General features: G+C 72.1%; 10 protein-coding genes. 3 read left to right on the forward strand and 7 right to left on the reverse strand.

The genetic code is table 11. The features are described from left to right. Positions 1-263: 263 nt before the first annotated feature. The 5 genes from CCN35_RS28405 to CCN35_RS15290 form a co-directional block, all read right to left on the reverse strand. Positions 264-629, reverse strand: coding sequence for a peptidase inhibitor family I36 protein (locus CCN35_RS28405; protein ID WP_158100413.1), 366 nt, complete (start codon positions 627-629; stop codon positions 264-266). 560 nt (positions 630-1,189) lie between these two features. Further along, the gene (narI, locus tag CCN35_RS15275) at positions 1,190-1,963 is read right to left on the reverse strand and encodes a respiratory nitrate reductase subunit gamma (RefSeq protein ID WP_067397648.1); all 774 of its coding nucleotides are present in this window, start codon (positions 1,961-1,963) and stop codon (positions 1,190-1,192) included. Beyond that, positions 1,960-2,622, reverse strand: a complete 663-nt coding sequence (gene narJ, locus CCN35_RS15280; RefSeq protein WP_067397647.1) for a nitrate reductase molybdenum cofactor assembly chaperone — start codon at positions 2,620-2,622, stop codon at positions 1,960-1,962. Before narJ ends, narI begins: the two co-directional genes overlap by 4 nt. Positions 2,623-2,635: 13 nt before the next feature. Further along, positions 2,636-4,345, reverse strand: a complete 1,710-nt coding sequence (gene narH / locus CCN35_RS15285; RefSeq protein ID WP_067397646.1) for a nitrate reductase subunit beta — start codon at positions 4,343-4,345, stop codon at positions 2,636-2,638. Position 4,346: 1 nt separating this feature from the next. Then, positions 4,347-8,078, reverse strand: a complete 3,732-nt coding sequence (locus CCN35_RS15290) for a nitrate reductase subunit alpha (protein WP_425444296.1) — start codon at positions 8,076-8,078, stop codon at positions 4,347-4,349. Positions 8,079-8,298: 220 nt separating this feature from the next. Here CCN35_RS15290 and CCN35_RS15295 point away from each other — a divergent pair, with 220 nt between their 5' ends. The 3 genes from CCN35_RS15295 (at position 8,299) to CCN35_RS15305 (ending at position 10,159) form a co-directional block, all read left to right on the forward strand. Further along, complete coding sequence (locus CCN35_RS15295; RefSeq protein ID WP_067397645.1) at positions 8,299-8,721, forward strand: pyridoxamine 5'-phosphate oxidase family protein; 423 nt, start codon at positions 8,299-8,301, stop codon at positions 8,719-8,721. 224 nt (positions 8,722-8,945) lie between these two features. Next, positions 8,946-9,401, forward strand: a complete 456-nt coding sequence (locus CCN35_RS15300) for a cyclic nucleotide-binding domain-containing protein (RefSeq protein WP_067397644.1) — start codon at positions 8,946-8,948, stop codon at positions 9,399-9,401. A gap of 95 nt (positions 9,402-9,496) precedes the next feature. Beyond that, the gene (locus tag CCN35_RS15305) at positions 9,497-10,159 is read left to right on the forward strand and encodes a CBS domain-containing protein (protein ID WP_425444297.1); all 663 of its coding nucleotides are present in this window, start codon (positions 9,497-9,499) and stop codon (positions 10,157-10,159) included. Here CCN35_RS15305 and CCN35_RS15310 read toward each other — a convergent pair. Together CCN35_RS15310 and CCN35_RS15315 are read right to left on the reverse strand one after the other, a co-directional pair. Beyond that, complete coding sequence (locus tag CCN35_RS15310) at positions 10,140-11,027, reverse strand: pyridoxamine 5'-phosphate oxidase family protein (RefSeq protein ID WP_067397643.1); 888 nt, start codon at positions 11,025-11,027, stop codon at positions 10,140-10,142. The two genes, CCN35_RS15305 and CCN35_RS15310, sit on opposite strands and share 20 nt — an antisense overlap. Positions 11,028-11,178: 151 nt before the next feature. Beyond that, the gene (locus CCN35_RS15315) at positions 11,179-11,871 is read right to left on the reverse strand and encodes a response regulator (RefSeq protein WP_067397642.1); all 693 of its coding nucleotides are present in this window, start codon (positions 11,869-11,871) and stop codon (positions 11,179-11,181) included. Positions 11,872-11,889: the final 18 nt, after the last annotated feature.

Raw genomic sequence — 11,889 nt, forward strand, 5'->3', positions numbered from 1 at the left:
GCGGCGCCGTTCGCGTCCCTTCCGCAGATGAGCAGATGGTCGCAGGACGGCATGCCCTGACCCGGGGATCACCGGCGTGCGGCTGAAGGACCGGAAGCGCGCGGCTCGGCAACGGGCGGAGAAGTCACAGGCAGGGCCAAAGACCACGCGGCCGGAGTGAGACAAGGGGTTGATCGCCCACAGACGGGTGGGCGCGACTCATGTCTTCGGGATCGGTTCCGCATGGTGGGGCGATGCCTGCCCCACCATGCGTGGTGTCCGTCTCAGCAGCGAATGGAGCTCGCCGGCAGGGCGGAGCGGTAGGCGCCACCGAGGTTCTTGAGTCCCTCGTTGGGCTGGACGATCACCTTGGTGCCCCTGTACTCGTCCTGACTCCACACGCACCAGTACTGGTTGGTGCGGTTCCAGGCCGAGCGGGCGGCGGGGAGACCCTGCCGCTTCACGTCGTCCGTCCCCTTCATGTAACTGCCCCTGCGGCCGGTGCCGTTGGCGTTCTCGTAGAGACAGAAGTGGTCGATCGCGCAGGTTGCCGACGGCCGGGCCGGGGAGGAAGCCGCCGGACCGGTGGGCAGAAGGACGGCGGCGGTGGCAGCGGCTGCGACGGCCGTGGCGAAAAGTGACTTGCGCAAGGCATTCCTTTCTGGAGCTTTTCGGACACCCAGAGGATCGCCAATCCGGCATAGCGCTTCCAGTTCCCTGAAAGAGTGATCTTCTTGAGGATTAAGGACTTTCCTTTGGCCCGCGGTCGTGTGAAGAACCGCCTGAGCACGACGAGACGGACGTCGTGCGGTGCGGACGTGAAGCGCACGTCGGTCGGCATCGGCAGTCAAGAGGTTGGCAGAGCTGGTGCGTTGATGAGGTCCGTGCGACTGCCGTGCTGTCGTCGTGCGGTTTTTCGTCGCGCCGACCGTGGTTCGCCCGGTAGCGCAGCGGCAGGCACCAGTGGCGCCTCGCCATCGAACGGTCTCGCTCGGAGTGTTGCCGCGCTTACGTGGCACGCAGGACGACGCTGTCCCCCCTGCACGGTGTTGGTCCGAGAAAGCCGGCGGCGCACGACGAAACATGCGGATGAGGCGACGACGGGGCCGGCTGCGCGCAAGGGCGGTGGCGTGGTCGTGACTCTCAAGGCGGCCGGGAGAACAGCGGCAGGTCCGGTGACGCACGGAGGGCAAGGCCGGTCAGGACATGGTCAGCCGCCGATGCGTTCCCAGCCGCGGCGCGGGGGCCTGGTGCCCAGCTGCCCGGGGTCGCGGCTGCGGTAGACGATGTAGGGGCGCGTGAGGTAGCCCAGGGGGGCGGTGAGCATGTGGACCAGGCGGGTGAAGGGCCAGGCCGCGAAGAGCAGCAGCGCGCTGAGGGCGTGGAGCTGGAAGAGAAGGGGCGCGCCGCTCATCAGGTCCGCCCGCGGCTGGAGGAAGAAGATCGAGCGGAACCAGGGGGAGACGGTCTCGCGGTAGTCGTAGCCGCCTTTCACCAGGTTCGCGGCGACCGTCGCGGCCAGGCCCAGCAGGATCGTCACGGTGAGCGACAGGTACATCGCCTTGTCGTTGCGGGTGGTCGCGGAGAAGACCGGGCCGACGGTGCGGCGCCGGTAGACCAGGATGGCCAGGCCGCCCACGGTGCACACTCCGGCGATCGTGCCGAGGACCACGGCCAGCAGGTGGTAGGTGTGCTCGCTCATCCCGATCGCCTCCGTCCAGCTCTTGGGAACGACCAGGCCCCCGATGTGGCCGAGCAGGACGACGAGGATGCCGAAGTGGAACAGCGGGCTGCCGATGCGCAGCAGCCGGTTCTCGTAGAGCTGGGAGGAGCGGGTGGTCCAGCCGAACTTGTCGTAGCGGTAGCGCCAGATGTGACCGAGGACGAAGACGGCCAGGCAGACGTAGGGCAGGACCGCCCACAGCAGGACGGCGCCGGGACCGGCCCCGGCGGCCGTGGTGAGGGGCTGCGCGGACGCGGTCATCGCGGGCCTCCTGCCGGGTCGGGCATGTACTGCGGGGGCGGGTACGGGGCGAGCCCGACCTGTTCCTCGGGCGGCCCCTCGGCGGCGAGCCGGGCCACGGCCTGCTGTTCGTCGCCCTTGAGCGGCGGGAGGGTGGCCGAGACGGACTCCAGCAGGGCCGCCCAGGGAGAGTCCTCCGCGTGCAGGGCCAGGCGGAGCAGCTCCAGTCCGGCACGGTGCTCGGTGAGCAGACGGTGCCCGGCGGCCGGGTCCGTGCCCGCGAACTCCAGGACGACGGCGAGATGGTCGGGCAGTTCGTCGTCGCTCAGGCGCAGCCCGGCGGCGGCGTAGGTCCGTTTGAGGCGGAGCAGGGCGATGCCGCGCCTGCGGGTGTCGCCGTGCGCGTAGTAGGTCAGGTAGAGGCAGCAGCGCTTGTGGTGGTCGAAGGTGGCGACATAGGCGGCGGCCAGGTCGTCGGCGGGGGTGTGCCCGGCGTGGTCGGTGAAGCGGAGCAGGGGGGCGCGGACGCGGGCCGGCAGGGCGGGGGCCACCCGGCGGGCGAGGGACAGATGCTGCGGGAACTGCTCGTCCGGGTAGGCCAGCAGCAGGGACTGCGTCTGCCAGGCACAGGGGTGCCAGGGCTCGGTGCGGGCCGCGGCCGGCCCGGGTTTCCTTCTCATGGCTCGGCCTTCCTCATGGCTTCCCTCCTGGCTTCGGCCCGGTCTCCCCGCCGCTGCCGCCGGGCGGCCGCGATGCGGGCCGGGGCGGGAACAGGCCCGGGGGCGTGCCCTTGCCGTCCCAGTTGAGGAGGTTGACGCGGCTTTCCTTGTCGACGGGGGCGGCCGGGGTGTCGGAGGTCTGCCGGTGGAGCAGGGCGCGGTAGTTCTCCACGGCGATGGGCGCCGCGCCGCCGGAGGTCTCGCCGAAGGGTCCGGAGCCTCCCATGCCGGGGCCGCCCTCGTGGTCCAGGCTGCACTCGGTGGCCAGCTCCTCCAGGTCGTGGGCCTGTTCGGCGTGGGCGGGCGGGATGACGTACCGCTCGTCGTACTTGGCCAGCGCCAGCAGCCGGTACATGTCGTACATCCGCTCCTCGTCCATGCCGACCTGCGCGGGGATGGAGGCGTCCGGTTCCCGGCCGAGGTTGATGTCGCGCATGTAGGCGCGCATGGCCGCCAGGCGGCGCAGGACGGCGTCCACGGGGGCGGGGTCGCCCGCGGTGAACAGCCGGGCGAGGTAGTCGACGGGGATGCGCAGGGCGTCGACGGCGGCGAAGAGGTTGCGGTGGTCCTCGGCGTCGTGGCCGGTGTCGCGGACGGCGTCGACGACCGGGGAGAGCGGCGGGATGTACCAGACCATGGGCAGGGTGCGGTACTCCGGGTGCAGCGGCAGCGCCACCTCGTAGGTGTTGATCAGGGCGTACACCGGGGAGCGCCGGGCGGCCTCGATCCAGTCGCGGGGGATGCCGGCCTTCTCGGCCTCGGCGACGACGTACGGGTCGTGGGGGTCGAGGAAGACCTGGCGCTGTGCCTGGTACAGGTCGGTGTCGTCCGGGACGGAGGCGGCCTGGAGGACCCGGTCGGCGTCGTAGAGGACCAGGCCGATGTAGCGCAGCCGGCCCACGCAGGTCTCGGCGCAGACGGTGGGCAGGCCGACCTCGACGCGCGGGAAGCAGAAGGTGCACTTCTCGGCCTTGCCGGTGCGGTGGTTGAAGTAGACCTTCTTGTACGGGCATCCGGTCACGCACATCCGCCAGCCCCGGCAGCGGTCCTGGTCGACGAGGACGATGCCGTCCTCGGTGCGCTTGTAGATCGCCCCGGAGGGGCAGGAGGCGGCGCAGGACGGGTTGAGGCAGTGCTCGCAGATGCGCGGCAGATAGAACATGAACGTCTGCTCGAACTCCAGCCTGATCCTCTCGGAGATCTCGCCGAGCACGACGTCCTTCTCCCCGTGCCGGTCGGAGCCGCCGAGGTCGTCGTCCCAGTTCGCCGACCAGGAGATCTTCAGGTCCTCGCCGGTGATGAGGGACATGGGGCGGGCGACCGGGACGTGTTCCTGGAGCGGGGCGTTGGTCAGGGTCCCGTAGTCGTAGGTCCAGGGTTCGTAGTAGTCGTCGAGCGAGGGCAGCACGGGGTTGGAGAAGATGGTGATCAGCTTCTTGAACCGGCCGCCCGCCTTCAGGGCGAGCCGGCCGCGCTTGTTCAGCCTCCAGCCGCCGCGCCACTTCTCCTGGTCCTCGTAGCGGCGGGGGTAGCCCTGGCCGGGGCGGGTCTCGACGTTGTTGAACCACACGTACTCGACGCCGGTGCGGTTGGTCCACGCCTGTTTGCAGGTGACCGAACAGGTGTGACAGCCGATGCACTTGTCGAGGTTCATCACCATCGCCATCTGGGCCATGAGGCGCATGTCAGTAGGTCACCTCCTGGTCGGCGCGGCGGCGGATCACCGTCACCTCGTCGCGCTGGTTGCCGGTCGGGCCGAGGTAGTTGAAGGCGTACGACAGCTGGGCGTAGCCGCCGATCAGATGGCTGGGTTTGATCAGCAGCCGGGTGAGGGAGTTGTGGATGCCGCCCCGGCGGCCGGTGGTCTCGGTGCGGGGCACGTCGATCAGCCGGTCCTGGGCGTGGTGCATGTAGACGGTGCCCTCGGGCATCCGGTGCGAGACGACCGCGCGGGCGGCGACGACGCCGTTGCGGTTGACCGCCTCGATCCAGTCGTTGTCGCGCACGCCGATCCGCTGCGCGTCCCGGGTGCTCATCCAGAGGGTGGGGCCGCCCCGGGACAGCGACAGCATCAGCAGGTTGTCCTGGTACTCGGAGTGGATGGACCACTTGTTGTGCGGGGTCAGATAGCGGACGGTGATGCCGGGTTCGCCCTGCTCGCCCAGGCGGGGCTCGCCGAACAGGAGGTGCATGTTCAACGGCGGCCGGTAGACGGGGAGCTGCTCGCCCAGTGCGGCGATCCAGTCGTGGTCGAGGTAGAAGTGCTGGCGGCCGGTGAGGGTGTGCCAGGGCTTGCGGCGCTCGACGTTGACGGTGAACGGCGCATAGCGCCGGCCGCCGCTCTCGGAGCCGGACCACTCGGGGCTGGTGATGACCGGCACGGGGCCCTTCTGGGTGTCGGCGAAGGTGATCCGCCGGCCCTCGTGCTCGGCGGCGAGGTCGGCGAGCCGGGTTCCGGTGCGGGACTCCAGGGTGCGGAAGCCCTGGGTGGCGAGGTGTCCGTTGGTGGTGCCGGACAGGGCGAGGACGGTCTCGCAGGCGTGCACGTCCCGGGTGAGCGCGGGCCGTCCGGCCGCCGCTCCCCCGCGCACCGTGCCGTTCTGGTGGCGCAGGTGGTCCAGTTCGCGGTCGAGTGCGAAGGTGACGCCCTTGGTGGTGGCGCCGAGGGAGTCGAGCAGCGGGCCGAGGGCGGTCATCTTCTCGGCGATCGCCCCGTAGTCGCGTTCGACGGTGACGATCCTGGGCATGGTCCGGCCGGGCTCGGGGGCGCACTCGCCGGCCCTCCAGTCCCGCACCCGGCCGTGCGGGGTGGCCAGTTCGTCCGGGGTGTCGTGCATCAGCGGGGCGGCGACCACGTCCGTGCGCACCCCGAGGTGGGCGGCGCCGAGCCGGCTGACCTCCCGGGCCAGGGTGACGAAGGCGTCCCAGTCGGTGCGGGTCTGCCAGGGCGGGGCGATCGCCGGGTTGAAGGCATGCACATAGGGGTGCATGTCGGTGCTGGACAGGTCGTGTTTCTCGTACCAGGTGGCGGCGGGCAGCACCACGTCCGAGAAGACGGTGGTGCTGGTCATGCGGAAGTCCAGGGTCAGCAGCAGGTCCAGCTTGCCGACGGGGGCCTCCTCCCGCCACACCACGTCCCTCGGGCGGACCCCGGGCGGTGCCTCGGCGGCGTTCACCGAGGAGTCGGTGCCCAGCAGGTGCCTGAGGAAGTACTCGTTGCCCTTCGCGGAGGAGCCGAACAGGTTGGCCCGCCAGACGGTCAGGACGCGCGGGAAGTTCTCCGGTGCGTCCGGGTCCTCGCCCGCGAAGCGCAGCCGTCCGGCCTTCAGTTCCTCCACCACGTGCTCGGCGGCCGGGCGTCCGGCCGCCTCGGCCTCGTCGGCCAGGTCGAGCGGGTTGCGGTCGAAGGTCGGATAGGAGGGCATCCAGCCCCTGCGTGCGGAGGCGGCGATCACGTCCGCGGTGGTCATTCCGGCGAAGGGGCCGCCCGTGCCGGGCGCCGCGAGGGTGTCGGCGGTGAAGGGGTCGTAGCGGAACTGGTCGCCGTGCAGGTACCAGTACGCCGTCTGGATCATCTGCCGGGCCGGGCGGTGCCAGTCGGAGGCGGTCGCGAGCACGGTGTAGCCGGTGAGGGGGCGGACCTTCTCCTGGCCGACGTAGTGCGCCCAGCCGCCGCCGTTGACGCCCTGGCAGCCGGTCAGCGTGGTCAGGGTGAGGAAGGCGCGGTAGATGGTGTCGGAGTGGAACCAGTGGTTGGTGCCCGCCCCCATGACGATCATCGAACGGCCGCGGGACTCCTCGGCGTTGGCGGCGAACTCCCGGGCGATCCGGGCCGCCCGGGCGGCGTCCACCCCGGTGATCGCGGCCTGCCAGGCGGGGGTGTACGGCTCCTCGGCGTCGTCGTAGGAGACGGGCCGGCGGCCGGGCAGGCCGGGGCGGGCCACGCCGTACTGGGCGAGGAGCAGGTCGTACACCGTGGTGACCGGCCGCCCCGCGATCCGCCGGACGGGCACCGAGCGCCGCAGCACCCCGGCGCTGCCGTCCGGGGCGTCGAAGCGGGGCAGCTCCACCGTCACCGGGTCCTCGCCGCCGCCCTCGGCGGACAGCAGCGGGTCGACGCCGTCCAGGTCCAGGTTCCACTTCCCGGCCCCGCTCCCGGAGAACCGGTCGCCGAGGGTGCCGTGGGGGACGACCGGGCTGCCGCCGGCGTCCAGCAGCACGGTGCGGAATTCCGCGTGCTCGGCGGCGGCCTGCTCACCGCCGAGGTCGGCGGCGGTGAGGAACTTTCCGGGCGTGTACGTTCCCGGCGCGCGCTCGTCGAGCACGACCAGGAACGGCAGGTCGGTGTACCGCTTGACGTAGTCCTCGAAGTACGGGGTGCGGCGGTCGACGAAGAACTCCTTGAGCACCACATGGCCCATGGCCATGGCCAGCGCCCCGTCGGTGCCGGGCCGGGCGGGCAGCCACTCGTCGGCGAACTTGACGTTGTCCGCGTAGTCCGGGGAGACCGCCACCACCTTCTGGCCGCGGTAGCGGGCCTCGGCCATCCAGTGGGCGTCCGGGGTGCGGGTCACCGGCAGATTGGACCCCCACATGATCAGATAGCCGGCGTCCCACCAGTCCCCCGACTCGGGGACGTCCGTCTGGTCGCCGAAGACCTGCGGGGAGGCGACCGGAAGGTCCGCGTACCAGTCGTAGAAGGACAGCATCACGCCGCCGAGCAGCGCGTAGAAGCGGGCCCCGGCGGCCTGGGAGACCATCGACATCGCCGGGATCGGCGAGAACCCGGCCAGCCGGTCGGGGCCGTACTCCTTGATGGTGTGCACATGCGCGGCGGCGGCCATCTCCACCGCCTCGTCCCAGCTCGCCCGCACCAGGCCGCCCTTGCCGCGCGCCGCCTTGTAGCGGCGGGCGCGCTCGGGGTCGGAGACGATCTCCGCCCAGGCCGCGACCGGGTCGCCGAGCCGGGCCCTGGCCTCCCGGTACATCCGCAGGAGCACGCCTCGCACATACGGGTGGCGGATCCGGGTCGGCGAGTAGGTGTACCAGGAGAACGCGGCGCCGCGGGGACAGCCGCGCGGCTCGTACTCGGGGCGGTCGGGGCCGACCGAGGGGTAGTCGGTCTGCTGGGCCTCCCAGGTGATGATGCCGTCCTTGACGTACACCTTCCACGAGCAGGAGCCGGTGCAGTTCACTCCGTGGGTGGAGCGGACCACCGTGTCGTGCGACCAGCGCTCCCGGTAGAAGGCGTCCGCCCGGCGGCCGCCCTTCTTGTGCAGGGTGCGCAGGTCGTCGGAGATCTCCGCCCGGGTGAAGAACCGGCGCGAGCGCACCAGCGCGTCCGTCAGCTCGCCGTCCAGCCCCGCCGGCCGGGCCCTGCGCATCCCGTCCTTCACCGGACCGGTTTCTGCGGCCATCGTGCCGCTCCCTTCCGGGCCCCGCTCGTGGAGGCCCGCCAGGAAAAGCCGCCCCCCGCATAACCTCACTAGGCAGTGCCCGCACACGCAACCGCAGAGCTTTTCCTGCCGGGCGGCCCGTCCGCGGGGGCCGGCCCGGGCCCGGGACCACGGATCCCCCGGGCGTGGTTAGGGCCGATCGGCCCTAACCGCCGGTGAGGCCGCGGGAGAGGATGGACTGATGGTGCACAACGACGGCTTTCGCGCGCTGGACCGGCAGGAGTGCCTCCGGCTGCTGGGCAAGGTGCCGGTCGGGCGTGTCGTGTACACGCGGCACGCCCTTCCGGCGGTGCTGCCCGTGAACTTCTCCCTGGACACCGACTCCTCCGTGCTGGTACGGACCTCGGCCCGGTCGGATCTGGTGCGCGCCGTCGACGGTGTCGTGGTCGCCTTCGAGGCCGACGAGTTCGACGCGGCGACCCGGTCCGGCTGGAGCGTGGTGGTGACCGGCCGGGCCCATGCGGTCACCGACCCCGCCGAGCACGAGCGGCTGCTGCGGATCGGCCCCGACTCGTGGATGCCCATCCAGGACAACGTCTTCATCCGGATCGAGGCCACGATGATCACGGGGCGCGAGCTCACGGACCTCCGCAGCACGCGCTGATCCCTCCGCCGGCGCGGCACCGGGGCGCCGGGCGTCCGGTGGTTGGGGCCGAACGGCCCACCCGCCGGGCCCGGGTGGCCTGTGGCGGTGCGCGCCGCCGGGGCACAGGCTGGGATCAGCAGCACCCACCGCATGCCGAGGGGAGCGAACGGCATCCCGGGGAGGACCGGGCGACGCCGCCCGTCGGTCGGCCGCGGCGACGGGTACGAAAGGAGCGGGAGACGATGACCTCCACCATCACGCTGGCCTCGGCCCTGCCGGCGGAGCACCGCACGCGCCTGATGTCCCTCGCCCGCGAGGTGTCCTTCCCCATCGGCACCCGCCTGTTCGAGGAGCACCGGCACGCCGACCGGTTCTGGATCATCAGGACCGGGACGGTCGCCCTCGATCTGCACGTCCCCGGCCGGCGCGCCGCCGTCATCGAGACCCTGGGCCACAACGAGCTGGTCGGCTGGTCCTGGCACTTCCCGCCGTACACCTGGCAGCTGGGCGGCGAGGCGACGAGTCCGGTGCGGGCCTACGAGTTCGACGCCGAGACCGTGCGGAGGCTCTGCGACGAGGACGCCGCGTTCGGCCGGGCGATCGCGGTGTGGGTCGGCGGGGTGGTCGCGCACCGTCTGCACGCGGCACGGGTCCGGCTCCTGGACCTGTACGCCCCCTACGGCAGCGGCGTCCGGTGACCCCTCCCGGCCGGCGCGGAAGGCCGGTGCGTGCCGCCTGCGGGTTCGACGGGCCGGCGGAGCCTGCACGACCGACACGCGAGGAGGAGACCGTGATGGGCAGCCCGTACACCGTGGGCGACGTGATGACGCGCACCGTCGTGTCCGCGGGCCGTGACACCCCGTTCAAGACCGTCGTCCAGATCATGGGGCAGTGGAAGGTCAGCGCCCTTCCCGTGCTGGAGGGCGAGGGCCGGGTGGTCGGGGTCGTCTCGGAGGCCGATCTGCTGCCCAAGGAGGAGTTCCGCGACAGCGACCCGGACCGGTTCACCCAGCTGCGCCGTCTGCCCGACCTGGCCAAGGCGGGCGGGATCACCGCCGCGGACGTGATGACCGCCCCGGCCGTCACCGTCCGTGCCGACGCCACCCTCGCCGAGGCCGCCCGTCTCATGGCCCTGCACCGGGTCAAGCGGCTGCCCGTCGTCGACGACCAGGGGATGCTCGAGGGGCTGATCAGCCGGAGCGACCTGCTGAAGGTCTTCCTGCGTCCGGACGAGGAGATCGCCGACGAGGTCCGCCGGGAGATCGTCGCCCGTCTCTTCCCCCCTCCGTCCGGTCCCGTGCACGTCGAGGTCCGCGACGGCGTGGTCACCCTCAGCGGTCACATCCGGGACACCTCGCTGGTTCCCGTCGCCGCCCGTCTGGTGCGCGCCGTGGAGGGCGTCGTGGACGTCGAGTGCGCGCTGACGAGCGCCGCCCTCACGGATCGGACGGCGTGATACGGCGTCCCGTCAGACGGGTGGGCCGGATCCGCACCCACAGCGTGCGCTCCCTGCTCGCCCACGGGGAGGAGCGGACCCGCTCCCGGAGGCGCTGCATCTCCCCGGGGTCCGTCACCTCCTCGGCACGGCCGCGGGCGAGCACGCTCCACCCCTGGCTCATCACCTCGTCGACCCGGTCCACCTCGAAGGCGACCTCGGTGCCGACGGCCTCGGCGGGCGCCGCGTCGGGGTCGGTGCGGAAGACCAGGTCGTCGCCCACCACGTCGTAGTTCACCGGGTACACGGCGGGTCCGTCCTCGTCGACCAGGGCGACGCGTCCGACGCCGTGCGTGCACAGCAGCGCCCGGCACTCGTCCTCGTCGAGCTCCACCAGCCGGGGGTGGAGCAGCGCCTGTCCCTGTCCCGGGGGGCGCTCCTGGCCGCCGCCGCGCAGCCCGTCGAGCGTGGTGCCCAGTGCGTCGGCCAGCCGCAGCAGGGTGGCCGGGCTGGGGTCGGAGGGGTATTCCTCCAGGTAGCTCAGGTACTGCGGGGACATCCGTGCCCGGCCCGCCACCTCCTCCAGGCTGAGCCCCGCACGCCTGCGGGCGGCGGCGACGCGCCGCCCGATGTCCCCGGGGCCGCCCGACGAGGTCCCGTCCTCGCGCGGCTCCCGGGACCGGTCCGGCTCCTGCGGCTCGCGCTGCCGGTGCTGGATGCGGGCGTCCGGCCCGGGGAACACCAGCGTGACCTCGCCGGTGTCCGACCAGCGCACGTCGTACGGGGGTGTGCCGTCGTCATGATGCAGGCCGACGATCTCGCCGTCGCGCCAGGTGTCTCCGGTGACCGGACTTCCGACGACCAGCCGGTCGCCAAGCTGAGCACGCATGGGCCTTGCCTTCCCTGCCGTGCCTGGAGGGGTCCGCTCTCCAGCATCGCCCGGGTCCGCGGCCCGCACCAGCCGGGCCCCGGGCCGCGGCCCCGGCGGCCGTCACGCCCTTCGAGGTCCGCCCCTGCCCCGGGGCCCGGCCCCGGTGGGGTCAGCGGCCCTCGCCGCGCAGCCGGTCCCGGGCCTGGGTGGCGATCACGGCGGCCTGCACGCGCCGCTCCACGCCGAGCTTGGCCAGCAGCCGGGAGATGTGGTTCTTCACCGTCTTCTCGGCCAGGTACAGCCGCTGCCCGATCTGCCGGTTGGTCAGCCCCTCACCGATCAGGGCCAGGATCTCCCGCTCCCGGTCGGTCAGCCCGGGCAGCTCGTCCGGCTCCTCCTGCTGCTCCTGGCCGCCGCGCAGCCGGGCCATCAGCTTCGCGGTGGCACTCGGGTCGAGCAGCGACTGGCCTCGGGCCACGGTGCGCACCGCCGAGACCAGGTCCGCGCCCTGGATCTGCTTCAGGACATAGCCGGCCGCGCCCGCCATGATCGAGTCCAGCAGCGCCTCCTCGTCGTCGAAGGAGGTCAGCATCAGACAGGCCAGCTCCGGCAGACGGGAGCGCAGCTCACGGCAGACGGTCACGCCGTCGCCGTCGGGCAGCCGGACGTCGAGCACCGCCACGTCCGGGCGCAGCGCGGGCACGCGGACCAGGGCCTGCTCGGCGTTCGCGGCCTCGCCGACCACCTCGATGTCCGGTTCGTCGTTCAGCAGGTCGTGCACCCCGCGCCGCACCACCTCGTGGTCGTCGAGGAGGAAGACCCGGATCGGGGTTCCGGTCCCGGCCTGCTCGCGGTCCGCCATCGAAATCGCTCCTTGTGC

The sequence above is a fragment of the Streptomyces thermovulgaris genome, from assembly GCF_002155915.1.
In the GTDB taxonomy this organism is placed as follows: Bacteria; Actinomycetota; Actinomycetes; order Streptomycetales; family Streptomycetaceae; genus Streptomyces; species Streptomyces thermovulgaris.